This is a genomic window from Streptomyces sp. NPDC018610 (assembly GCF_044391765.1).
Classification (GTDB): domain Bacteria; phylum Actinomycetota; class Actinomycetes; order Streptomycetales; family Streptomycetaceae; genus Streptomyces.
In genome coordinates, this window is sequence record NZ_JBISAL010000001.1 from 193,085 (window position 1) to 217,193 (window position 24,109).

General features: G+C 71.3%; 17 protein-coding genes and 1 tRNA gene. 7 read left to right on the forward strand and 11 right to left on the reverse strand.

Features of this window, described 5'->3' with window-relative positions; translation table 11 throughout:
* Position 1: 1 nt before the first annotated feature.
* Positions 2-1,024: an ABC transporter ATP-binding protein gene (locus ACH5A8_RS00875; protein WP_398996559.1), complete on the forward strand. Its 1,023-nt coding sequence runs from the start codon at positions 2-4 to the stop codon at positions 1,022-1,024.
* Positions 1,021-1,737, forward strand: coding sequence for an ABC transporter ATP-binding protein (locus tag ACH5A8_RS00880; RefSeq protein WP_398996561.1), 717 nt, complete (start codon positions 1,021-1,023; stop codon positions 1,735-1,737). The genes ACH5A8_RS00875 and ACH5A8_RS00880 overlap by 4 nt, the downstream gene beginning before the upstream one ends.
* Before the next feature lie 104 nt (positions 1,738-1,841).
* Here ACH5A8_RS00880 and ACH5A8_RS00885 read toward each other — a convergent pair whose 3' ends face one another.
* Positions 1,842-2,516 (reverse strand): ANTAR domain-containing response regulator, encoded by a 675-nt coding sequence (locus ACH5A8_RS00885; RefSeq protein WP_398996563.1) that lies wholly within the window; start codon positions 2,514-2,516, stop codon positions 1,842-1,844.
* 107 nt (positions 2,517-2,623) lie between these two features.
* Between ACH5A8_RS00885 and ACH5A8_RS00890 the strand changes: the two genes are divergently transcribed.
* A tRNA-Leu gene (locus ACH5A8_RS00890) sits at positions 2,624-2,696 on the forward strand.
* Positions 2,697-2,801: 105 nt separating this feature from the next.
* The gene (locus ACH5A8_RS00895) at positions 2,802-3,539 is read left to right on the forward strand and encodes a helix-turn-helix domain-containing protein (protein ID WP_398996565.1); all 738 of its coding nucleotides are present in this window, start codon (positions 2,802-2,804) and stop codon (positions 3,537-3,539) included.
* A 7-nt stretch (positions 3,540-3,546) separates the two neighbouring features.
* On the opposite strand, the gene pyk is transcribed toward ACH5A8_RS00895, so the two are convergent.
* Both pyk and ACH5A8_RS00905 read right to left on the reverse strand, forming a co-directional pair.
* Positions 3,547-4,983 (reverse strand): pyruvate kinase, encoded by a 1,437-nt coding sequence (gene pyk / locus ACH5A8_RS00900; protein ID WP_398996567.1) that lies wholly within the window; start codon positions 4,981-4,983, stop codon positions 3,547-3,549.
* A 161-nt stretch (positions 4,984-5,144) separates the two neighbouring features.
* The gene (locus ACH5A8_RS00905) at positions 5,145-5,876 is read right to left on the reverse strand and encodes an SIMPL domain-containing protein (protein WP_398996569.1); all 732 of its coding nucleotides are present in this window, start codon (positions 5,874-5,876) and stop codon (positions 5,145-5,147) included.
* 152 nt (positions 5,877-6,028) lie between these two features.
* Between ACH5A8_RS00905 and ACH5A8_RS00910 the strand changes: the two genes are divergently transcribed.
* Entirely contained in the window at positions 6,029-7,852 is a 1,824-nt protein-coding gene (locus ACH5A8_RS00910; protein WP_398996571.1) for a bifunctional metallophosphatase/5'-nucleotidase, read from the forward strand.
* 110 nt (positions 7,853-7,962) lie between these two features.
* On the opposite strand, the gene ACH5A8_RS00915 is transcribed toward ACH5A8_RS00910, so the two are convergent.
* Complete coding sequence (locus tag ACH5A8_RS00915) at positions 7,963-9,417, reverse strand: lysine N(6)-hydroxylase/L-ornithine N(5)-oxygenase family protein (protein ID WP_398996573.1); 1,455 nt, start codon at positions 9,415-9,417, stop codon at positions 7,963-7,965.
* Positions 9,414-10,799, reverse strand: a complete 1,386-nt coding sequence (locus ACH5A8_RS00920) for a pyridoxal phosphate-dependent decarboxylase family protein (protein ID WP_398996575.1) — start codon at positions 10,797-10,799, stop codon at positions 9,414-9,416. Before ACH5A8_RS00920 ends, ACH5A8_RS00915 begins: the two co-directional genes overlap by 4 nt.
* Before the next feature lie 164 nt (positions 10,800-10,963).
* Here ACH5A8_RS00920 and ACH5A8_RS00925 point away from each other — a divergent pair, with 164 nt between their 5' ends.
* Positions 10,964-11,503 carry a GNAT family N-acetyltransferase gene (locus ACH5A8_RS00925; protein WP_398996577.1) on the forward strand — a complete coding sequence of 180 codons (540 nt, stop codon included), beginning with the start codon at positions 10,964-10,966 and terminating at the stop codon, positions 11,501-11,503.
* Between the two features lie 138 nt (positions 11,504-11,641).
* On the opposite strand, the gene ACH5A8_RS00930 is transcribed toward ACH5A8_RS00925, so the two are convergent.
* The 3 genes from ACH5A8_RS00930 to ACH5A8_RS00940 form a co-directional block, all read right to left on the reverse strand.
* Positions 11,642-12,478 carry an NAD(P)H-binding protein gene (locus ACH5A8_RS00930; protein WP_398996579.1) on the reverse strand — a complete coding sequence of 279 codons (837 nt, stop codon included), beginning with the start codon at positions 12,476-12,478 and terminating at the stop codon, positions 11,642-11,644.
* A 188-nt stretch (positions 12,479-12,666) separates the two neighbouring features.
* Positions 12,667-15,177 carry an aminopeptidase N gene (pepN, locus tag ACH5A8_RS00935; RefSeq protein ID WP_398996581.1) on the reverse strand — a complete coding sequence of 837 codons (2,511 nt, stop codon included), beginning with the start codon at positions 15,175-15,177 and terminating at the stop codon, positions 12,667-12,669.
* 244 nt (positions 15,178-15,421) lie between these two features.
* Positions 15,422-15,775, reverse strand: coding sequence for a chorismate mutase (locus tag ACH5A8_RS00940; protein ID WP_398996583.1), 354 nt, complete (start codon positions 15,773-15,775; stop codon positions 15,422-15,424).
* A 177-nt stretch (positions 15,776-15,952) separates the two neighbouring features.
* Here ACH5A8_RS00940 and ACH5A8_RS00945 point away from each other — a divergent pair, with 177 nt between their 5' ends.
* Positions 15,953-16,873, forward strand: a complete 921-nt coding sequence (locus ACH5A8_RS00945) for a hypothetical protein (protein ID WP_398996585.1) — start codon at positions 15,953-15,955, stop codon at positions 16,871-16,873.
* Positions 16,874-16,894: 21 nt separating this feature from the next.
* Here ACH5A8_RS00945 and ACH5A8_RS00950 read toward each other — a convergent pair whose 3' ends face one another.
* The 3 genes from ACH5A8_RS00950 to gltB all read right to left on the reverse strand — a co-directional run bounded on the left by ACH5A8_RS00950 (position 16,895) and on the right by gltB (position 23,766).
* The gene (locus tag ACH5A8_RS00950; RefSeq protein WP_398996587.1) at positions 16,895-17,614 is read right to left on the reverse strand and encodes a vWA domain-containing protein; all 720 of its coding nucleotides are present in this window, start codon (positions 17,612-17,614) and stop codon (positions 16,895-16,897) included.
* A gap of 184 nt (positions 17,615-17,798) precedes the next feature.
* Positions 17,799-19,262, reverse strand: coding sequence for a glutamate synthase subunit beta (locus tag ACH5A8_RS00955; RefSeq protein WP_398996589.1), 1,464 nt, complete (start codon positions 19,260-19,262; stop codon positions 17,799-17,801).
* Positions 19,255-23,766, reverse strand: coding sequence for a glutamate synthase large subunit (gltB, locus tag ACH5A8_RS00960; protein WP_398998192.1), 4,512 nt, complete (start codon positions 23,764-23,766; stop codon positions 19,255-19,257). The genes ACH5A8_RS00955 and gltB overlap by 8 nt, the downstream gene beginning before the upstream one ends.
* Between the last annotated feature and the right edge of the window lie 343 nt (positions 23,767-24,109).

Here is a 24,109-nt window from a genome sequence, read left to right on the forward strand (position 1 = left end):
CATGACCAGCGACACCACCACCAAGGACACCGCACCGGGCGCCACCGCCCCCAACGCCACCGTCCTCGACGCACGCGGCGTCACCATGCGCTTCGGCGGCCTCACCGCCGTACGCGGCGTCGACCTCACCGTCGGCGCCGGCGAGATCGTCGGCCTCATCGGCCCCAACGGCGCCGGAAAGACCACCTTCTTCAACTGCCTCACCGGCCTCTACATCCCCACCGAAGGCGAAGTCCGCTACAAGGGCGACGTCCTGCCGCCCAAATCCTTCAAGGTCACCGCCGCCGGCATCGCCCGCACCTTCCAGAACATCCGCCTCTTCGCCAACATGACGGTCCTCGAGAACGTCCTCGTCGGCCGCCACACCCGCACCAAGGAAGGCTTCTGGTCCGCCGTCCTGCGCGGCCCCGGCTTCCACAAGGCCGAAGCCGCCTCCCGCGAACGCGCCATGGAACTCCTCGACTTCGTCGGCCTCGCCGACAAAGCCGACCACCTCGCCCGCAACCTCCCCTACGGCGAACAGCGCAAACTGGAGATCGCCCGCGCCCTCGCCAGCGAACCCGGCCTCCTCCTCCTCGACGAGCCCACCGCCGGCATGAACCCCCAGGAGACCCGCGCCACCGAGGAACTGGTCTTCGCCATCCGCGACATGGGCATCGCCATCCTCGTCATCGAGCACGACATGCGGTTCATCTTCAACCTCTGCGACCGCGTCGCCGTCCTCGTCCAAGGCGAAAAACTCATCGAAGGCGACAGCACCACCGTCCAGGGCGACGAACGCGTCATCGCCGCCTACCTCGGCGAACCCTTCGAAGGAGACCCCGGCGCCGAAGAGGCCGCCGAGGTCGAACAGGCCGAAGCCCACGCGACCGGAACCCGCGCCGAAACCGCGACGAACACCGAACCCGCCGCAGCGGACAGCACCACCACGACGACCGCCGACACCACCACGGCGGACGCCGACAGCACCACGGACACCGCCACCGGGAACGACACCACGCCCGGCAAGGAGAACGACCGATGACCACACTGCTCGAAGTCGAGGACCTCAGAGTCGCCTACGGCAAGATCGAAGCCGTCAAGGGAATCTCCTTCAAGGTCGACGCAGGCCAGGTCGTCACCCTCATCGGCACCAACGGCGCCGGCAAGACCACCACCCTGCGCACCCTCTCCGGCCTCCTCAAGCCCGTCGGCGGACAGATCAAGTTCAACGGCAAATCCCTCAAGAAGGTCCCCGCCCACCAGATCGTCTCCCTCGGCCTCGCCCACTCCCCCGAAGGACGGCACATCTTCCCCCGCATGACCATCGAGGACAACCTCCGCCTCGGCGCCTTCCTCCGCAAGGACAAGAACGGCATCGAGAAGGACATCCAGCGCGCCTACGACCTCTTCCCCATCCTCGGAGAACGCCGCAAGCAAGCCGCCGGCACCCTCTCCGGCGGCGAACAGCAGATGCTCGCCATGGGCCGCGCCCTCATGTCCCAGCCCAAACTGCTCATGCTCGACGAACCCTCCATGGGCCTCTCCCCGATCATGATGCAGAAGATCATGGCCACCATCGCCGAACTCAAGTCCCAGGGCACCACCATCCTGCTCGTCGAACAGAACGCCCAGGCCGCCCTCTCCCTCGCCGACCAGGGCTACGTCATGGACGTCGGCAGCATCGCCCTGTCCGGCACCGGACGCGACCTCCTCCACGACGAATCGGTCCGCAAGGCCTACCTCGGCGAGGACTGAACCCCCACCCGCACGACGCCCCCTACGACGAGGCCCGCACCCCGATTCCGGGGCGCGGGCCTCGTCGGCACACGTGCCAAGCGGCTCGACGCCACCCGGGACGGCTACTCGGACCTCTCCGACTTCCCGCCCTTGGCCGCCTTCTTCTCCTCGCTGTCCTGGATGACCGCCTCCGCCACCTGCTGCATCGACATACGGCGATCCATCGACGTCTTCTGGATCCAGCGGAACGCCGCCGGCTCACTCAACCCGTACTCCGTCTGCAGCACCGACTTCGCCCGGTCCACCAGCTTGCGCGTCTCCAGCCGCTGGGTGAGGTCCGCGACCTCCTTCTCCAGCTCCCTCAGCTCCGTGAACCGCGAGACGGCCATCTCGATCGCCGGCACCACGTCGCTCTTGCTGAACGGCTTCACCAGATACGCCATCGCACCCGCGTCCCGCGCCCGCTCCACCAGATCGCGCTGCGAGAACGCCGTCAGCATCAGCACCGGGGCGATGCTCTCCTCGGCGATCTTCTCCGCCGCCGAGATGCCGTCCAGCTTCGGCATCTTCACATCGAGGATCACCAGGTCAGGACGGTGCTCACGGGCCAGCTCCACCGCCCGCTCACCGTCCCCGGCCTCACCGACGACGGAGTACCCCTCCTCCTCCAGCATCTCTTTGAGATCCAGCCGGATCAGCGCCTCGTCCTCCGCGATGACCACACGGGTCGTCAACGGAGGCACGTGCGACTTGTCGTCGTCGGACACGTCCAGGGGCTGGGGCGACTCGGCGGTCACGGGGGCGCTCCTTGTTCCGGGGGAGGCAGATACTGCTCCCAAGAGCCTACCTAGCTGCGGTAAGGTGGTGGCACGGCGGGTGACCGTCGATCTTCGTTTCGAAGGGCGCCCCGGTAGCCCAGCGGTAGAGGCAATGGTCTCAAACACCATCCAGCGTCGGTTCGAATCCGACCCGGGGTACTTTTCCTTTGTTCCCAAGGTCACGTCGTGAAGCGGATGTCCACGTTCTCGTGAACATCCGCTTTTTGCTGCGTGTCGACGCGATCACTCTTCAAGAGTGTCCATATGTACGACCTCAGCACACGCAAGCGAGCCCTCGCGCTGGTCTCCCAGGGCCGCAGCCTGAACTCCGTCAGTAAGCAGACGGGCATCTCCCGCGCCGCCATCCGCTCTTGGCGAAGTCGCCTTGAACCGTCGCCCCGCATGGCTCCCCCGCCGTCCGGACCGCCTGCGGACGAGGTGGCGTACGCCTACCTACTGGGTCTCTATCTGGGCGACGGCTGCCTCAGTCCGCACCGCAACGGGCACTACCTCCGGATCGCCTGCGCCGACGCCTGGCCGGGGCTCCTCCAGCAGTGCGGGGAGGCGATCACACGCGTGCGTCCCGGTGTCGGTGTCTACACAGTGCAGAAGCAGGGATGCACCATGGTGACCAGCTACCTCCGGGACTGGCCCCGCCTGTTCCCCCAGCACGGACCCGGCAGGAAGCACGAGCGGCGGGTCACTCTCGAACCCTGGCAGCAGGAGATCGTCGTCACGTATCCCTGGGAGTTCATCCGAGGATGCATCCACTCCGACGGTTGCCGGATCATCAATTGGACGACACGCCTCATCGGCGGTGAGCGCAAGCGCTACGAATACCCTCGGTACTTCTTCACCAACTTGTCGAAGGACATCATCCGACTGTTCACAGACGCCCTTGACCGGGTCGGCGTGGAGTGGAAGGCGAACGGCCACAACATCTCCGTAGCCCGCAAAGCCTCCGTAGCCCTCATGGACGCCCACGTGGGTCCCAAGTACTGACGCTCCCCTACCGGGGGCTGTCGTCCTCGCCGATGTGGTGGACGCGGACCAGGTTCGTCGAACCCGGGACCCCCGGCGGGGACCCCGCCGTGATCACCACCACGTCGCCCTTCTCGCAGCGGCCGTAGCGCAGCAGCAGGTCGTCGACCTGGTCGACCATCGCATCGGTGGAGTCGGCGTGGGGGCCGAGGAAGGTCTCGACGCCCCAGGTCATGCTGAGCCGGGAGCGGGTGGCCGGTTCGGGGGTGAAGGCGAGGAGGGGGATGGGTGAGCGGTAGCGGGAGAGGCGGCGGGCGGTGTCGCCGGACTGGGTGAAGGCGACGAGGTACCTGGCGTCGAGGAAGTCGCCGATCTCGGCCGCCGCGCGGGCGAGGGCGCCGCCCTGGGTGCGGGGTTTGTTGCGTTCGGTCAGTGGGGGCAGGCCTTTGGCGAGGATGTCCTCCTCGGCCGCGGTGACGATCTTCGCCATGGTCTTGACGGCCACGGTCGGGTGTTTGCCGATGCCGGTCTCGGCCGAGAGCATCACGGCGTCGGTGCCGTCGATGACCGCGTTGGCGACGTCGCTGGCTTCCGCGCGGGTGGGGCGGGGGTGGTCGATCATGGAGTCGAGCATCTGGGTGGCGACGATCACCGGTTTGGCGTTGCGCTTGGCGAGTTTGATCGCGCGTTTCTGGACGATGGGGACCTGTTCGAGGGGCATTTCGACGCCGAGGTCGCCGCGGGCGACCATGATGCCGTCGAAGGCGGCGACGATGTCGTCGAGGGCTTCGACCGCCTGCGGTTTCTCGATCTTGGCGATGACGGGGAGGCGGCGGCCCTCGTCGTCCATGATGCGGTGGACGTCGAGGATGTCCCGTGCGCCGCGCACGAACGACAGTGCGATGACGTCGAAGCCGGTGCGCAGTGCCCAGCGCAGGTCGTCCTCGTCCTTCTTGGACAGGGCGGGGACGGAGACGGCGACCGAGGGGAGGTTGAGGCCTTTGTGGTCGGAGACCACACCGCCCTCGGTGACCCGGGTGCGGACTCGGGGGCCGTCGACGTCGGTGACTTCGAGGGCGACCTTGCCGTCGTCGACGAGGATGCGGTCGCCGGGGGTGACGTCGTCGGCGAGGCCGGCGTAGGTGGTGCCGCAGATGTGGCGGTCGCCTTCGACGCCTTCCTCGACGGTGATGGTGAAGGTGTCGCCGCGTTCGAGGAGGACGGGGCCTTCGCGGAAGCGGTCGAGGCGGATCTTGGGGCCTTGGAGGTCGGCGAGGACTCCGACGCTGCGGCCGGTCTCGTCGGCGGCCTGGCGTACGTGCCGGTAGCGCTCCTCGTGATCGGCGTGGGTGCCGTGGCTGAGGTTGAGGCGGGCGACGTCCATTCCGGCGTCGACCAGTGCCTTGATCCGGTCGTACGTGTCGGTGGCGGGTCCGAGGGTGCAGACGATCTTTGCTCGGCGCATGGTGTGAGCCTAGGCCTTACCGGTGGGTAGGGACTTGGGGCCGGGTTACTGTCCAACGTCCTTTCGGTGAAGGGGAGTTGACAATCGACGAGGTGTGCGGGAGGGCACTCCTCCGGGTGTTCGGGACCTCCTGGCGGGGCTGTCCGGCGGGTCTGACGTGATTACAGTTTGGGCGGTTTCATGGTGAATCGCGCGTTGAGTTGCGCGTAGACGTGCTGCCGTTCGGGTTCCAGGTCGAGCGGTGCCGCCTCCGCCGCCGCGCCCGGCGCTCCGTAGCCCGCCATCGAACGCATGCGCGCCCCCGGGGCGCCGGGCGGGAGGGGCTGCGGGTTCTCCGCGCCGATGTCGGCGATCTCCACGAGTGCGGCGAGGGTGGTGCCGAGGGCTTCGGCGTACTCCTTGGCGCGCTGGACCGCCTCGCGTACGGCTTGTTGCCGGGCCTGGCGGCGGACGGGTGAGTCGGAGCGCAGTTGCCACCAGGGTCCGTCCACGCGGGTGAGCTCGAGGTCGGCCAGTCGGGTGGTGAGTTCGCCGAGGGCGGTGAAGTCGGTGAGTTCGGCGGTGATGTGGACGGCGCCGTGGTAGGTGCGGATGCGTTCGCCGCGGCCGTGTCGGACGAGTTCGGGGGTGATGGACAGGGTGCCGGTCTCCAGGCGTTCGACCGCCTGGCCGTAGGACTTGACGAGGTCGAGGGCGGCGGTGTTGCGGCGGGTGAGGTCGTCGAGGGCGGAGCGGCGGTCCTTGCCGCGGGCGGAGACGGTGATGCCGATGCGGGCGATCTCGGGGTCGGCTTCGAGGTGGGCTTCGCCGCGGACGGCGATGCGGGGGGCGTCGGGGGTGCCGTAGGGGGCGGTGGTGGCGGGTTCCGGTCGCTCTTGAGGGTGAGGGGTCATACGTCCCACTGTGTCACCCGGGGCGGGGGCGGTGGGGTGGCTGGTCATCAGATCGCAACCTACGCGGGGTGTTGCGGTTCGGCGTTCGGCGGTCAGAATCTACGCGCGTCCGTCTACGCGCGTCGTTGACCTTTTGCCGAGGAGAACCAGACATGGCGTTGAACCGCCGGAAGTTCCTGAAGAAGTCCGCCGTGACCGGGGCGGGGGTGGCGCTGACGGGTGCGGCGGCGGCTCCCGCCGCGCAGGCCGCTGAGCGCGGGGAGGCCGCGGCGGCGCACCGCCCGGGCAGGCCTTCCAAGCGGTATTCGCTGACCGTGCTCGGCACGACCGATCTGCACGGGCACGTCTTCAACTGGGACTATTTCAAGGACGCGGAGTACTCCGACGCGGCGGGCAACGCGACGGGCCTGGCGCGGATCTCGACGTTGGTGGAGGAGATCCGTGAGGAGCGGGGCCGGCACAACACGCTGTTGCTGGACGCGGGTGACACGATCCAGGGCACGCCGCTGACGTACTACTACGCGAAGGTGGACCCGATCACCGCCAAGGGCGGTCCGGTGCATCCGATGGCGCAGGCGATGAACGCGATCGGGTACGACGCGGCGGCGCTGGGCAATCATGAGTTCAACTACGGCATCGAGACGCTGCGCAAGTTCGAGCAGCAGTGCGACTTCCCGCTGCTGGGCGCGAACGCGCTGGACGCGAGGACGCGGCGGCCGGCGTTCGCGCCGTACTTCATGAAGACGTTTTGGGTGCACGGTGGGCCGCCGGTGAAGGTGGCCGTGCTGGGGCTGACGAACCCGGGTATCGCGATCTGGGACAAGGCCTATGTTCAGGGGAAGTTGACGTTCCCGGGGCTGGAGGAGCAGGCGGCCGAGTGGGTGCCGAAGCTGCGTTCGATGGGTGCGGACGTGGTGATCGTGTCGGCGCACTCGGGCACGTCGGGCAACTCCTCCTACGGTGACCAGTTGCCGTATGTGGAGGATGCCGCGGCGAACGTGGCCAGGCAGGTGCCGGGCATCGACGCGATCCTGGTGGGGCACGCGCACCTGGAGATCCCGGAGCTGAAGGTCGTCAACGAGAAGACCGGCAGGACGGTGGTGCTGTCGGAGCCGCTGTGCTTCGCCGAGCGGCTGTCCGTCTTCGACATCGAGCTGTCGTTCGACCGGGGGCGGTGGCAGGTGGAGTCGGTGGCCGCGTCGCTGCGCGACTCCAGCACGGTCGCGGACGACCCCCGGATCACCCGGTTGCTGAAGGACGAGCACGCGATGGTGGTGGAGTACGTCAATCAGGTGGTCGGCCGGGCGACCGAGACCCTGACGACGGTGGAGGCCCGTTACAAGGACGCGCCGATCATCGATCTGATCACCAAGGTGCAGGAGGACGTGGTGAAGGCCGCGCTGGCCGGCACGGAGTACGCGGCGCTGCCGGTGATCGCTCAGGCCTCGCCGTTCTCCCGGACCTCCGAGATTCCCGCCGGGGACGTGACGATCCGGGATCTGTCGAGCCTGTACGTGTACGACAACACGCTGGTGGCCAAGCTGATGACGGGCGCGCAGGTGCGGGCGTACCTGGAGTACTCGGCGGAGTACTACGTGCGGACGGCGGCGGGTGCGGCCGTGGACGTGGAGAAGCTGACGAACGCGAACAACCGTCCGGACTACAACTACGACTATGTGTCGGGGCTGGAGTACGAGATCGACATCGCGCAGCCGGCCGGTTCGCGGATCAGGAACCTGACGTTCGGTGGGGCGGCGTTGGACGACGCGCAGCAGTTCGTGCTGGCGGTGAACAACTACCGGGCCAACGGCGGCGGGGCGTTCCCGTATGTGGCGTCGGCGAAGGAGCTGTGGTCGGAGTCGACGGAGATCCGTACCCGGATCGCGGAGTGGGTGACGGCGAAGGGTGTGCTGGACCCGAAGGACTTCGCGTCGGTGGACTGGAGGCTGACGCGGGAGGGCGTGCCGGTGTTCTAGGGTCTTTCGTTCGGAGCGGGCCGGGGCGCGCGAGCCCGGAGTGGTCCGAGCGGGGGTTCCTGGTGTTCGCGCCGGTTCGGGTGGGCCGGTGGTGAGGTGATGGGGCGGCCTCAGATTCCGTCCGCCAGGGGGGTGAGTTCCTTGATCTGGTGGGCTGAGGGGATCTGGGGCCGCTGTTGTCGCAGGCCGAAGGTGGTGAAGGCGGTGCGGGCGGGCAGTGGGTAGGTGTCCTTCCCGGTCACCGTGTTGAGGATGGTGGCGCTGCGCCAGGCGGCGAGGCCGAGGTCGGGGGTGCCGACGCCGTGGGTGTGCAGTTCGGCGTTCTGGACGTGGACGTGGCAGTCGGCGTCGGTGATGGCGGGGTCCAGGACGAGGCGGTAGCGCTCGTCGACGCGGGGCCGGCCCTGGCTGTCGTGGCGCAGGTGGGGGGCGAGGCCGTCGAGGAGGGGGGTGAGGGGGCGTCTGCGGTGTCCGGTGGCGAGGACGACGGCGTGGGTGGCCAGGCGGGTGTGGGCGCCCTGCTGGGTGTGTTCGAGGTCGAGTTCGATCGTGTCGGAGCCGCGGCGGTCGGCGGCGCGGACGCGGACGCCGGGGGTGAGGACGGTGTCGGGCCAGCCGCCGTCCAGGGTGCGGCGGTAGAGCTCGTCGTGGATGGCGGCGAGGGTGTCGGCGTCGATGGCTTTGTGGAGTTGCCACTGGGCGGGGACGAGCCGGTCGCGGACGGGTTCGGGCAGGGCGTGGAAGTAGCGGGTGTAGTCGGGGGTGAAGTGTTCCAGGCCGAGTTTGGAGTACTCCATGGGGGCGAAGGCTTCGGTGCGGCCGATCCAGTGGAGCTGTTCGCGGCCGGCGGGGCGGTGGCGCAGGAGGTCCAGGAAGATCTCGGCGCCGGACTGTCCGGAGCCGACGACGGTGATGTGGCCGGCGGCGAGCAGGGTGTCGCGGTGGTCGAGGTAGTCGGCGGCGTGGACGACGGGGGCGCCGGGGGTTGCGAGGAGGGGCCGCAGCGGGGCGGGGACGTGGGGTTCGGTGCCGATGCCGAGGACGATGTGCCGGGTGTGGGTGCGGCCGAGTGCCTCGGCTTCGCCGTCGGCGTCGAGTCGGGTGAAGTCGACTTCGAAGAGGCGGTGTCGGGTGTTCCAGCGGACGGCGTCGACCTGGTGGCCGAAGTGGAGTGCGGGGAGGTTGTCGCACACCCAGCGGCAGTAGGCGTCGTATTCGGTGCGCTGGAGGTGGAGGCGTTCGGCGAAGTAGAAGGGGTAGAGCCGGTCGTGGGCCCTCAGGTAGTTGAGGAAGGACCAGTCGCTGGTGGGGTCGGCGAGGGTGACGAGGTCGGCGAGGAAGGGGACTTGGACGCGGGCGCCGTCGATGAGCAGGCCGGGGTGCCAGTGGAAGCGGGCGCGCTGTTCGTAGAAGGCGGTGGACAGTCCGGTGAGCGGGTGGGCCAGGGCGGCGAGGGAGAGGTTGAAGGGGCCGACGCCGATGCCGACGAGGTCGCGGGGGGTGGCGGGGAGGTGTCTTGGGGGGCGGTCGGTGCGGGGGCGGCGTTGGGTGCGGGGGTGGTTCATCCGAGGGTGGTTCCTTCCACCAGTTTCAGCAGGGTGGCCAGGTCGTCGGGCCTGGTGTCGGGGTTGAGGAGGGTGGCTTTGAGCCAGAGCCGGTCGTCGAGGCGGGCGCGGCCGAGGACGGCGCGGCCCTCGGTGAGCAGTCGGCGGCGTACGGCGGCGACGGTGTCGTCGGTGGCGTGGGCGGGCCGGAAGAGGACCGTGCTGATGGTGGGCCGGTCGTAGAGCTCGAAGGCGGGGTGCTCGCGGACGAGGTCGGCGAACTCGCGAGCGCGGGCGCAGACTTCGTCGACGAGGGCGCCGAGTCCGGTGCGGCCGAGGGTTTTGAGGGTGACGGCGATCTTGAGGATGTCGGGGCGGCGGGTGGTGCGCAGGGAGCGGCCGAGGAGGTCGGGGAGGCCGGCGTCGGTGTCGTCGTCGGCGTTGAGGTAGTCGGCGTGCTGGTGCAGGGCGTCGAGGTCGCGGGGGCGGCGGACGGCGAGGAGTCCGGCGGCGACGGGCTGCCAGCCGAGTTTGTGCAGGTCGAGGGTGACGGTGTGGGCGGCTTCGATGCCGGTGAGTCTGTCGCGGTGGCGGTCGCTGAACAGGAGGCCGCCGCCGTGGGCGGCGTCGATGTGCAGTCGGGCGCCGTGGGCGGCGCACAGTCCGGCGATCTCGGGGAGGGGGTCGATGAGGCCGGCGTCGGTGGTGCCGGCGGTGGCTGCGACGAGGAGGGAGCCGCGGGGGCCTGTGATGTCGGTGAGGGCGCGGTGCAGGGCGGCGAGGTCGATGGTGCCGGAGGGGGCGGGGACGACGACGGGTTCGGGCAGGCCGAGGAGCCAGGCGGCGCGGGGCAGGGAGTGGTGGGCGTTGGCGCCGTGGACGAGGCGGACGCCGCCGTCGTGGGATTCGCGGGCGAGGAGCAGGGCGAGGTGGTTGGACTCGGTGCCGCCGGTGGTGACGACGGCGTCGGCGAGGCCTGCCCGGTGGGCGAGTTCGCGGGTGACGAGGGCTTCGAGTTCGGAGGCCGCGGGGGCTTGGTCCCAGGAGTCGAGGGAGGGGTTGAGCACGGCGGTGGCGAGGTCGGCCGCGGCGGCCACGGCGAGCGGTGGGCAGTGCAGGTGGGCGGCGCACAGGGGGTCGGCGGGGTCGGCGGCGCCTTCGGCGAGGGCGTGGACGAGGACGCGCAGGGCTTCGGGGTCGCCGTGGTCGGGCAGGACTTCGCCGAGGGCGTCGCGCAGCCGGGCGGTGACGGCTTCGGGCCCGCCGGCGGGCAGGGGTCCGCCGCGGGCGCGTCGGCCGGTGTCGAGGGCGGCGAGGACGGTGTCGAGCAACGGCCGCAGTGCGCCGGTGCCTTGGGGGCCGGAGGCGAGGGTCCGCGGTGCGGGCGGGGGCGGAGTGCTCACGGGCTGTCCTCCGGGGCGCGGGGGCAGGGACCTCCAGCTTGTACGCCTGTGGTCCGACGCGCCCGGAAGCCTGTTGATCGGAACCCGAAAGGGGGTACTTCCGTAAGGGTGGAAGGTGTTGGGGCCGTGGAAGGGTCCGGCCGTCGGCGGAGGATGGGTGAGCCGTGCTGATCGATGTGCCCGGTGAGCGGGTGGTGGTGCGGGAGCCGCGTCCGAGTGACGAGGGGCCGCTGCTGACGCTGTTCGAGGAGTGCGAGGACTGGTTCGTGGCGGCCACGGGGCTGCCGTCGGGGCCGGGTGATGTGCAGAGCCTGTTCTATTCGCTGCCCGAGGGGGCGGATCCGGGCGCCAAGTCGCTGTGGGTGGTGGAGCGGGGCGGGGTCGTGACGGGTCTGGTGGACGCGGTGCGCGATCATCCGGTGCCGGGGGCGGTGGCGGTGGGGCTGTTCCTGCTGGCGCCCTGGGCGCGGGGCCGGGGGCTGGGCCGGGCGGTGGCGGAGGCGCTGCTGGCGCGTGCGGAGGGGGTGACGCGGGTGACGGCGACCGTTCCGTACGGCTGGCGGCCCGGGGAGCGGTTCGCCGAGCGGCTGGGCTTCACTCTGGAGGAGGCCGCCGCGCCCGCGGTGGAGGTGGGCGATCGGCGGGCGGGGCCGCGTGGAGGAGTGTTGCGGCGGGCGGAGTTGCGGCTCGCCCCGCGGGTGTGAGGTGGCCTGCGGGCGGTGTGCCGGGCCCTCGGCCGGGCGGCCCCGCGGCGTCCGCCGGGTGGGGGCTCGCGACGGGCGGGAGGCCGCCGACCGAGGCCGGGAGGCCTCCCGGCCGGGGGCTGACGGGCGGGGACGGGGTCAGGGGCGGCGGAAGTCGGGGGCGTGGTCCTCGGCCCATCGGGCGAAGGTGCGGGCCGGGTCGCCGGTGATCTTCTCCACCGTGTCGGTGATCTCCGGGGGCGCGTCCACGGCGGCCCGGAAGGTGTTCAGCAGCCCCTCGAGCACGGCCGGCGGCACGTGCGGGAACAGTTCGGGGCCGGCCTGCTCGGGCGGTACCTCCACGAAGGTCAGCTCACGGCCGAGGGCACGGCCGATCGCGGCGACCTGCTCGGCGTTGGTGGTGGCCCGCGGTCCGCTGAGGCGGTGGACGGCGCCCTCGTGGCCGGGGTCGAGGAGGGCGCGTTCGGCGACGGCGGCGATGTCGTCCTCGTGGATGGGCGCGGAGCGGGAGCCGGCGAAGACGCCGCGCACGGTGTCCCCGGTGCGGATCTGCGGCGCCCACTGGAGGGTGTTGGTGGCGAAGGCGCCCGGCCGCAGGAAGGTCCACTCCAGCCCGCTGTCGCGGACGGCCCGTTCCACGGTGGCGTGCATGACGTGGATGGGGTGGGTCTCGTCGGCGCCCTCGGTGATGATCGCGGAGGAGAGCAGGACGACGTGCCGGACGCCGGCCTCGCGGGCCGCCCGCAGGAGGTCGGCCGGCCGGTCCCCGACGGCCTGGGCGTACAGGAACAGCCCCGTCGCCCCCGTGAACAGGGCCGCCGGGTCGTCCGGCCGGAACCGCACCACTTCGGCCCGTGCGGGCAGGCCGGCCCGCCCCGGGTCACGGGTCAGGGCCCGTACGGGCCGGTCGGCGGCGACGAGCCGGTCGACGAGGGCACGGCCGACGTTGCCGGTGGCGCCGGTGACTACGATCACGGTTTCCTCCGTGGTTCGGGCGGTCGTCCTTGGGCGTGCGTAACGAGCCTAGGGAGGGCGATCACTCCGGCGCATCCCGGCCGGGGGCCGGCCGGGCCGTATGACCGGGAATCACCGTCCCCATCCGGCCACTCCGGCCCCGCTCGGCCCGTCGGGCCCCCGTGTGCCCGTGGCCCCCGCCCCGCGTCCTACGCCTCCCGTACCCGCAGCGCCCTCGCCAGGTCGTCGAGCTGGTCGACGAGCGTGCGGCGCAGGGCCGGCACCGGGTCGCCGTCGCGCAGACAGGTTTCCCCGAGGTCGAGGTGCGCGGCGTCGACGGCGTGGGCGGGGAAGGCCCAGCGGCCGGCGGCGCGGGCGATGGCGGGCCCGCGGCGCGCGGCGACGGCCAGTACGTCCTCGTAGTAGCGCGGGACGTACTCCCTCACGAGGTCGGCCTGTTCGGGTTGCCAGAAGCCCTGGGCGGTGGCGGTGAACAGGTAGTTGGACAGGTCGTCGCCGTCGAACATGGCCGTCCAGGCGGCGCGCTTGGCGTCCGGGTCGGGCAGGGCGGCGCGACAGCGAGCGGCGCCCTCCTGGCCGCCGGCGGACGGGTCGCGCTCCAGTTCGGCGGCGATGGCGGCCTCGTCGGTGGCGCCGAGGACGGCGAGCCGGGCGAGGACGCGCCAGCGCAGTTCGGGGTCGAGCTCGGGGCCGCCGGGCACCATGCCGTCGGCGAGCCAGGCCGCGATGGTGTCGGGGTGTGCGGCGGCGTCGACGAACTGGCGTACGGCGATCAGCCGCAGGCCGGGGTTGTCGCCGTCCTCGGTGCGGCGCAGCAGGTCGCGGCAGAGTGTGCTGAGCGTGGTGAGGGCGGCGGGCCGCTGGTCGGGGTGCAGATAGCGGTCGGTGATCTGGGCGCCGGCGAACGCGAGGACGCCCTGGACGAGGGCGAGGTCGGTCTCCTCGGGCAGGTGGGCGGCGGCGGTCGCCAGGTAGTCGCCGGGGGCGAGGGCGCCGTCGCGGACCATGTCGCGCAGGCTGTTCCAGACGACCGCGCGGGTGATCGGGTCGGGGATGCCGGACAGCCCGCGCAGGGCGGTCTCCAGGGAGGTCTCGTCGAGGCGGATCTTGGCGTAGGTCAGGTCGAGGTCGTTGGGCACGACGAGCGCGGGGCGGATGCCGGGGCGGGGCTCGGGGGCGCCGCCGTGGGGCACGTCGGTCTCGTAGCGTTCCCTGAGGATCAGGGTGCGGCCGTCGGAGAGGTCGCGGTCGTGGACGCCGACGGTGACACGGTGGGGGCGGCCGCCGTCGCGGTCGAGGGCGAGGGTCCACTCGCCGGGCCGGGCGTCGGCGGTCGCGGTGAGGGTGTCGACACCGGTGGTGCGCAGCCAGGCCTGCGCCCAGGCGTGCACGTCGCGGTCGGTGGCGGAGGCGAGGGAGTCGATGAAGTCGGCGAGGGCGGCGTTGCCGAAGCGGTAGCGCTCGAAGTGGGTGTTGATGCCGGCGAGGAAGTCCTTCTCGCCGAGCCAGGCGACGAGCTGGCGCAGTGCGGAGGCGCCCTTGGCGTAGGAGATGCCGTCGAAGTTGAGCAGGGCGGCGGCGGTGTCCTCGACGGCGTCGGGGGCGACGGGGTGGGTGGAGGGGCGCTGGTCGGCGTCGTAGCCCCAGGCCTTGCGGGAGACGCCGAACTCGGTCCAGGCGCCGGTGAAGCGGGTGGCCTCGGCGGTGGTCTGGTAGCCCATGTACTCGGCGAAGGACTCGTTGAGCCAGATGTCGTCCCACCACTTGAGGGTGACGAGGTCGCCGAACCACATGTGGGCCATCTCGTGGGCGATGACGACGGCGCGGGTCTGGCGTTCGGTGTCGGTGACGGCGGAGCGGTAGACGTACTCGTCGCGGAAGGTGACCAGTCCGGGGTTCTCCATGGCGCCCGCGTTGAACTCGGGGACGAAGGCCTGGTCGTAGGAGTCGAAGGGGTAGGGCTCGGTGAACTTCTCGTGGTAGCGGTCGAAGCAGGCGCGGGTGATGTCGAGGATCTCGTCGGCGTCCGCGTCGAGGTGGGGGGCCAGCGAGCGGCGGCAGTGGATGCCGAAGGGCAGGCCGCGGTGCTCGGTGCGCACCGAGTGCCAGGGGCCGGCGGCGACGGCGGCGAGGTAGGTGGAGATGCGCGGGGTGGTGGCGGCCTTCCAGATTCCGTCGCCGGTGTGCTCGGTGACGCCGTTGGCGAGGACGGTCCAGCCTTCGGGGGCCTTGACGGTGAGGTCGAAGACGGCCTTGAGGTCGGGCTGGTCGAACGCGGCGAAGACGCGCTGGATGTCGTCCAGGAACAGCTGGGTGTAGACGTAGGTCTCGCCGTCGGCGGGGTCGGTGAAGCGGTGCATGCCCTCGCCGGTGCGGGAGTAGCGCATGAGGGCGTCGACGCGCAGTTCGTGCTCGCCGGGGGCGAGGTCCGTCAGGGGCAGCCGGTTGTCGTCGAGGTCGGCGGGGTCCAGGGGCTGTCCGTCGAGGGTGGCGGAGCGCAGCTCGGCGGGCTTCAGCTCGACGAAGGTGTCCGCGGCGTCCTGGCCCGTGCCGGGGCGTACGGTGAACCGGATGACGGTGCGGGAGTCGAAGGTGTCGTCCCCGCCGGTCAAATCGAGGTCGACGGTGTAGTGGTGGACGTCGAGGAGCTGGGCACGGGTCTGCGCTTCGTCGCGCGTGAGTACGGACATGAACGCCATGCTGCCTGATGGCCGCGGCGGGGCACGAGGGGGCTCCGGGGACGGACCGCGCGGTCGGGGGCCGTCCCGTGCGCCGGGCGCACCCGACGCGCGCCGCGCGGACCGCCGGCCGGGCCGACGGATGCGGCGCGCGAGCGCCGGGGGCGGTGTGGGCACGGCGCGGGACGGGCACGGCGCGGGACGGGCACGCTGCTCAAGGTGGCCGGGATCCGACCGGGCACCCGGACCCGGCCGGGCCGGTCGTTCAGCTCGCCGCGGGCGAGTCCACGTCGGCGGCCGGGCCCTCCGCGATGCGTTCGTGGTGGCGGATCACCTCGGCGATGATGAAGTTCAGGAACTTCTCGGCGAAGGCCGGGTCGAGCTTGGCGTCCTCGGCGAGGGCGCGCAGGCGGGCGATCTGGCGGGCCTCGCGGGCGGGGTCGGCGGGCGGCAGCTGGTGGGCGGCCTTGAGGTGGCCGACCTGCTGGGTCGCCTTGAACCGCTCGGCGAGCATGTGGACGACGGCCGCGTCGATGTTGTCGATGCTGTCGCGCAGGCGGGCGAGTTCCGCGCGGACGGCGGGGTCGACGTCACCGGTTCCGGTGCTGGTGGTGGTCATGGTGGGCAACTCTACGGGGGCGCGGGAGGCGTTCGATCATGCCCGGGCGGGGCGGCCGGGGCGCACGGCGGTGACCGGCCGGGAGGCGGCGAGGACGCGGCGGTCGCGGACCGGTCCCGTTCCGCCCGGCTCCGCATACAGTGGGGAGGGAGTCGGAGCGTCTTCGGGGGTGCGGACGTGGCGGACGGCGGACCGGTCGAGCACGGTTACCCGCATCTGGAGACGGTGCGGGCCGCGATCACGGCGCTGTACCGACGGCTGTCGTACGTCACCGTCCGGACGTTCGACATCAGCGTGGCCCCGGTCGACGTGGCGTTCTGCGACACCGACGATCTGCACCTGGGCGCGCAGCGGGTGGCCCGTGAGCTGGTGCGGCACTACGGGCTGCCGGACGCCCGGCTGGTCGTCGGCTTCCGGGAGATGCGGCACGCGGCGAACGTGGAGCTGACGGCGGGCCCCGAGTACTTCGTCGAGCTGAACGACCGTTTCCGCACCCACCGCCGGGACATCGGCGCGGCGCTCGCGCACGAGGTGGCGCACGTGTACCTGCACCGCTTGGACCTGTCCTTCCCCGGCACCCGGGACAACGAGATCCTCACCGACACGACGGCGGCGTACCTGGGTGCGGGCTGGCTGCTGCTGGACGCCTTCCGTCAGGACGGCGTCTCCTCGCAGAAGCTCGGCTATCTCACACCGGAGGAGTACGGCTACGTGGTGGCCAAGCGGGCGCTGGCCTTCGGCGAGGACCCCTCGGTGTGGTTCACCAGCCCGCAGGCCTACGAGGCGTACACCGAGGGGATGGCCCTGGCCCGCCGGGACGCGCGGCAGCCCCCGTTGGCGGCGGCCGGCTGGACGGGCCGGCGCCGCTACGCCCGCGACCGCCGCCACGCCCAGGACGGGCACGGCGGGGGCGGTCGGCCGGGCCACGAGCCCGGCGGCGCGCCGTCGGCTCCGTACTCCTTCATCTCGGCCGGGCCGGAGCCGCTGCGCGTCTCGTTCCCGTGCCCGACCTGCCACCAGCGGATCAGGGTCCCGGTGCGGGGTCGGGTGCGGGCGCGGTGCGGGCTGTGCCGCACGGTGCTGGAGTGCGACACGTAGAGGCGGTGCGTGCCGGTCCGTTCAGGCGACCAGGCCCTGGGCGCGGGCCTGTGTCAGCCACAGGGGGAACTCGGCGAGGAGACGGTCGTACAGCTGGGCGTCGGACATGCGGCGCGGGTCGCGGCCGACGGGGAAGAAGCCCGCGTTGTCGATGACCCGCCGGGCCGGTACGGCCAGTTCGTCGAGCCGGCGCAGGAAGTCGAACTGGTGGCCGCGGGCGTTGCCGAAGCCGATGAACTGCCAGAAGAGGGGCAGTTTCGCGGCCTTGCACAGGTACCGTTCGGCGGCGGTCCTGCTGGACGGGCCGCCGTCGGTCTGGAAGACGACGAGGGCCGGGTCGGTGGCGCCGCTGTCGAGGTAGTGGTCGATCACGGCTTCCATGGCGGCCTCGTAGTGGGTGCGGCCCATGTGGCCGAGGCCGGCCGCGATGCGCCGGACGCTGTCCTGGTGGTCGTCCAGGGCGATCTCGGTGACGGCGTCGACGTCGGTGGAGAAGAACACCACGGGGACGCGTCCGTCGTCGTCCAGGTGCGCGGCGAGGGACAGCACCCGGTCGGCGAGGGCCTGCACGCTGCCGTCGCGGTAGTACCGGCTCATGGAGCCGGAATGGTCGAGCACCAGGTAGACGGCGGCCCGCAGCTCGTCGAGGCCGTGCTCGACGAGCGAGGCTCCCGCGCTCTTGTAGAGGCTGACCAGCGCGGGCGCGGACTCCTCCACCTTGCTCAGACTGATCGCGGCCATGTCCCGCTCCTCCCCTGGGGTCGGGGAGTGGGACGCCGGGCGGGCGCCGGTCGGTTGCCGGACATGCGTCGGCGCCTGCCCTGTTGTCCGGTCGGGGACGGGCGGGCAGGCGCCGGCGGACCGTCCGGGGAGTCCCCCGGGCGGCCCGCCCGTACGCCGTTGTACGGGACGTCTTGTGCTGCCGTCAGACCATCAGCGCGCGGTCCGTCGGGCGGATCGGGGCCGGCAGGTCGCTGGCGCCCGTGAGGTAGCGGTCGGCGCCGCGGGCGGCGGAGCGGCCCTCGGCGATCGCCCACACGATGAGCGACTGGCCGCGGCCGGCGTCGCCGGCGACGAACACGCCCGGCACGTTGGTCTGGAAGTCGGCGTCGCGGGCGATGTTACCGCGTTCGTCGAGTTCCAGGCCGAACTGCTCGACCAGGCCGTTGTCCCGGTCGGTGCCGGTGAAGCCCATGGCGAGGGTGACGAGCTGGGCGGGGATCTTGCGCTCGGTGCCCGGCTTGGCCGTGAGCTTGCCGTCGACGAACTCGACCTCGCTCATGTGCAGCCACTGGACGTTGCCGTCCTCGTCGCCCTCGAAGTGGGTGGTGGAGACGGAGTAGACCCGCTCGCCGCCCTCCTCGTGGGCGGAGGTGACCTTGTAGAGCATGGGGAAGGTCGGCCACGGCTGGGAGACCGGGTTCCGCTCCTCGCCCGGGCGGGGCATGATCTCCAGCTGGGTGACGGAGGCCGCGCCCTGGCGGTGGGCGGTGCCCACGCAGTCCGCGCCGGTGTCGCCGCCGCCGATGACGACGACGTGCTTGCCCTCGGCCGAGATCGGGGCGGTGACGTAGTCGCCCTCCTGGACCTTGTTGGCCAGGGGCAGGTACTCCATCGCCTGGTAGACGCCCTTGAGCTCGCGGCCGGGGACGGGCAGGTCGCGGGCGGTGGTGGCGCCGGCGGCGATGACGACGGCGTCGTAGCGCTTCTTCAGGTCGCCGGCCTTGATGTCGCGGCCGACCTCGACGCCGGTGCGGAACCGGGTGCCCTCCGCGCGCATCTGCTCGATACGGCGGTTGATGTGCCGCTTCTCCATCTTGAACTCGGGGATGCCGTAACGGAGGAGGCCTCCGATGCGGTCCGCGCGCTCGTAGACGGCGACGGTGTGCCCGGCCCGGGTGAGCTGCTGGGCGGCGGCCAGGCCCGCGGGGCCCGAGCCGATGACGGCGACGGTCTTGCCCGACAGGCGCTCGGGGATCTGCGGGGCGACGTCGCCGGTCTCCCACGCCTTGTCGATGATCGAGACCTCGACGTTCTTGATGGTGACCGGCTGCTGGTTGATGCCCAGCACGCACGCCGACTCGCAGGGGGCCGGGCACAGCCGCCCGGTGAACTCCGGGAAGTTGTTCGTGGCGTGCAGCCGCTCCTGGGCGGCGGCCCAGTCCTCGCGGTAGGCGTAGTCGTTCCACTCGGGGATGAGGTTGCCGAGCGGACAGCCGTTGTGGCAGAACGGGATGCCGCAGTCCATGCACCGGCTGGCCTGCTTGCTGATGATCGGCAGCAGCGAGCCGGGGACGTAGACCTCGTTCCAGTCCTTCACGCGTTCGGTGACGGGACGGGTCCTGGCGACCTCGCGGCCGTGGTTGAGGAAGCCCTTCGGGTCAGCCATTGATCGCCGCCTCCATCATCTTCTCGGTGATCTCGGTCTCGGAGAGACCGGCTCGCTCGGCGGCGTCCTTGGCGGCGAGCACTGCCTTGTACGTGCTGGGGATGATCTTGCTGAAGCGTTCGGCGGCCGCGTCCCAGTCGGCCAGCAGCTTCCTCGCGACGGTGGAGCCGGTCTCCTCCTGGTGGCGGCGCACCACCTCGTGCAGCCACTGCTTGTCCGTCTCGTCCAGCGCCTCGACGGCGTCGAGGTTGCCGGAGTTGACGTTGTCGCGGTCCAGGTCGATGACGTAGGCGATGCCGCCGGACATGCCGGCCGCGAAGTTGCGGCCGGTCTCGCCGAGGACGACGGCGTGGCCGCCGGTCATGTACTCGCAGCCGTGGTCGCCCACGCCCTCGGAGACGACCGTCGCGCCGGAGTTGCGGACGCAGAAACGTTCGCCGGTGCGACCGCGCAGGAAGAGCTCGCCGCCGGTCGCGCCGTAGGCGATGGTGTTGCCGGCGATCGTCGAGTACTCGGCGAGGTGGTCGGCGCCGCGGTCCGGGCGGACGACGATCCGGCCGCCGGACAGGCCCTTGCCGACGTAGTCGTTGGCGTCGCCCTCCAGGCGCAGCGTCACGCCGCGCGGCACGAAGGCGCCGAAGGACTGGCCTGCCGAGCCGGTGAAGGTGATGTCGATGGTGTCGTCGGGCAGGCCGGCGCCGCCGAACTTCTTCGTCACCTCGTGGCCGAGCATGGTGCCGACCGTGCGGTTGATGTTGCGGATGGCGACCTGGGCGCGCACCGGGTGGGCGTCCGCCGCGGAGTCGGCGGCCAGGGCGTCGGCGGCGAGCCTGATCAGCTCGTTGTCGAGCGCCTTCTCCAGGCCGTGGTCCTGGGCGACGACCCGGTGGCGGACCGCGCCCTCGGGCAGCTCGGGGACGTGGAAGAGGGGTTCCAGCTCCAGGCCCTGGGCCTTCCAGTGGTCCACGGCGCGGGTCACGTCGAGGGCCTCGGCGTGGCCGACGGCCTCCTCGATGGAGCGGAAGCCGAGCTCGGCGAGGATCTCGCGGACCTCCTCGGCGATGAACTTGAAGAAGTTCACGACGTACTCGGCCTTGCCGGCGAACCGGTCGCGCAGCACCGGGTTCTGGGTGGCGATGCCGACCGGGCAGGTGTCCAGGTGGCAGACGCGCATCATGACGCAGCCGGAGACGACGAGCGGCGCGGTGGCGAAACCGAACTCCTCGGCGCCCAGCAGCGCGGCGATGACGACGTCGCGGCCGGTCTTGAGCTGGCCGTCGGTCTGCACGACGATGCGGTCGCGCAGGCCGTTGAGCAGCAGGGTCTGCTGGGTCTCGGCGAGGCCGAGCTCCCAGGGGCCGCCCGCGTGCTTGAGCGAGGTGAGCGGGGAGGCGCCGGTGCCGCCGTCGTGGCCGGAGATGAGCACGACGTCGGCGTGGGCCTTGGACACGCCGGCCGCGACCGTGCCGACGCCGACCTCGGAGACCAGCTTCACGTGGATCCGCGCCTGCGGGTTCGCGTTCTTCAGGTCGTGGATCAGCTGGGCGAGGTCCTCGATGGAGTAGATGTCGTGGTGCGGCGGCGGGGAGATGAGGCCCACGCCCGGCGTCGAGTGACGCGTCTTGGCGACCCACGGGTACACCTTGTGGCCGGGCAGCTGGCCGCCCTCGCCGGGCTTGGCGCCCTGGGCCATCTTGATCTGGATGTCGTCGGCGTTGACCAGGTACTCGGAGGTGACGCCGAAGCGGCCGGAGGCGACCTGCTTGATGCTCGAGCGGCGCGCCGGGTCGTACAGGCGGTCCGGGTCCTCGCCGCCCTCGCCGGTGTTGGACTTGCCGCCCAGCTGGTTCATGGCGATGGCGAGGGTCTCGTGCGCCTCCTTGGAGATGGAGCCGTACGACATGGCGCCGGTGGAGAAGCGCTTGACGATCTCGGAGACCGGCTCGACCTCGTCGAGGGGGACGGGCGCGCGGTCGGACGTGAAGCCGAACAGGCCGCGCAGCGTCATCAGGCGCTCGGACTGCTCGTTCACCCGGGAGGTGTACTTCTTGAAGATGTCGTAGCGACCCGCGCGCGTGGAGTGCTGGAGGCGGAAGACCGTCTCCGGGTCGAACAGGTGCGGTTCGCCCTCGCGGCGCCACTGGTACTCGCCGCCGATCTCCAGCGCGCGGTGCGCGGGAGCGATGCCGGAGGCCGGGTAGGCCTTGGCGTGGCGGGCGGCGACCTCCTTGGCGACGACGTCGATGCCGACGCCGCCGATCTTGGTGGCGGTGCCGTTGAAGTACTTCTCCACGAAGGCGTCGTCGAGGCCGACGGCCTCGAAGACCTGGGCGCCGCGGTAGGAGGCGACGGTGGAGATGCCCATCTTGGACATGACCTTCAGGACGCCCTTGCCGAGGGCGTAGATCAGGTTGCGGATGGCCTTCTCGGGCTCGATGCCGGGCAGGAAGGTGCCGGCGCGGACCAGGTCCTCGACGGACTCCATCGCCAGGTACGGGTTGACGGCGGCGGCGCCGTAGCCGATGAGCAGGGCGACGTGGTGGACCTCGCGGACGTCGCCGGCCTCGACCAGCAGGCCCACGTGGGTGCGCTGCTTGGTGCGGATGAGGTGGTGGTGGACGGCCGCGGTGAGCAGCAGCGACGGGATCGGCGCGTGCTCGGCGTCGGAGTGCCGGTCGGACAGGACGATCAGGCGGGCGCCGTTGCCGATGGCGGCGTCGGCCTCGGCGCAGATCTCCTCGATGCGCGCGGCGAGGGCCTCGCCGCCGCCGGAGACCCGGTACAGGCCGGAGAGGGTGGCGGCCTTGAAGCCGGGCATGTCGCCGTCGGCGTTGATGTGGATGAGCTTGGCCAGCTCGTCGTTGTCGATGACCGGGAAGGGCAGGACGACGGAGCGGCAGGAGGCCGCGGTGGGCTCCAGCAGGTTGCCCTGCGGGCCGAGCGAGCTGCGCAGGGAGGTGACCAGTTCCTCGCGGATGGCGTCCAGCGGCGGGTTGGTGACCTGGGCGAACAGCTGGGTGAAGTAGTCGAAGAGCAGGCGCGGGCGCTCGGAGAGGGCGGCGATGGGCGAGTCGGTGCCCATGGAGCCGATCGGCTCGGCGCCGGCCTTGGCCATCGGGGCGAGGATGACGCGCAGCTCTTCCTCGGTGTAGCCGAAGGTCTGCTGGCGGCGGGTGACCGAGGCGTGGGTGTGGACGATGTGCTCGCGCTCGGGCAGGTCGCCCAGCTCGATCTCGCCGGCTTCCAGCCATTCGGCGTAGGGCTGCTCGGCGGCGAGCTGCGCCTTGATCTCGTCGTCCTCGATGATGCGGTGCTCGGCGGTGTCGACGAGGAACATGCGGCCGGGCTGGAGGCGGCCCTTGCGCACGACCTTGGCGGGGTCGATGTCGAGGACGCCGACCTCGGAGCCGAGGACGACGAGGCCGTCGTCGGTGACCCAGTAGCGGCCGGGGCGCAGGCCGTTGCGGTCGAGGACCGCGCCGACCTGGGTGCCGTCGGTGAAGGTGACGCAGGCCGGGCCGTCCCAGGGCTCCATCATCGTGGAGTGGTACTCGTAGAAGGCGCGGCGGGCCGGGTCCATGGAGGCGTGGTTCTCCCAGGCCTCCGGGATCATCATCAGCACGGAGTGCGGCAGCGAGCGGCCGCCGAGGTGGAGCAGCTCCAGGACCTCGTCGAAGGAGGCGGAGTCGGAGGCGTCCGGGGTGCAGATCGGGAAGATCCGCTCCAGGTTCTCCTTGCCGCCGAAGAGGCCGGAGGCCAGCTGGGACTCGCGGGCCACCATCCAGTTGCGGTTGCCCTTGACGGTGTTGATCTCACCGTTGTGGGCGACGAAGCGGTAGGGGTGGGCGAGCGGCCAGCTCGGGAAGGTGTTGGTGGAGAAGCGGGAGTGGACGAGCGCGATGGCCGAGGCGAAGCGGCGGTCGGACAGGTCCGGGAAGAAGGGCTCCAGCTGGCCGGTGGTGAGCATGCCCTTGTAGACGAGGGTGCGGGCCGACAGCGAGGGGAAGTAGACGCCCGCCTCGCGCTCGGCGCGCTTGCGCAGCACGAACGCCGAGCGGTCCAGGGCGATGCCCTGGCTCACGCCGTCGGTGACGAACAGCTGGCGGAAGACCGGCATGGTGGAGCGGGCGGTGGCGCCGAGCAGCTCGGGGGCGACCGGGACCTCGCGCCAGCCGAGGACGGTCAGGCCCTCGTCGGCGGCGATCGTCTCGACGCGTGAGACGGCGTCCTCGGTGCCCTCCTCGGGCAGGAAGGCGATGCCGACCGCGTAGGCGCCGGCGGCGGGCAGTTCGAATCCGGCCACCTCGCGCAGGAAGGCGTCGGGCACCTGGGAGAGGATGCCCGCGCCGTCGCCGGAGTCGGGCTCGGAGCCGGTGGCGCCGCGGTGCTCCAGGTTGCGCAGAACCGTGAGCGCCTGCTCGACCAGCGCATGGCTCGCCTCGCCGGTGAGGGTGGCCACGAATCCGACGCCGCAGGCGTCGTGCTCGTTGCGGGGGTCGTACATACCCTGCGCAGCAGGGCGAGCATCCATGAACGACCAGTTCTGGCCGTTCTCGGAGTGCTGGGACGGCTGGCGCGGCGTACGCATCGGCTCTCCCGTCGTCGTCATGTGGCATGTTCCGGTGCCGAGGGACGACGTTGGCCCTCTGCGTAAGTACGAAATTTCGTGCAGGTTACATGATGGAGCGGTTCTCGGGAACCGGATACTCCGTTCCAACATGCGGACACCGAGGGGTCGGCGGCGGGGGTTTCCGCATCCGGCGGTGGTGGCTTCACGAGGGGGGCCGGCGGGGACGAGATCGGTCGGATCGAGGTCCGTCGGGGCCCGGGGGTGGGGTGAGCGGCGT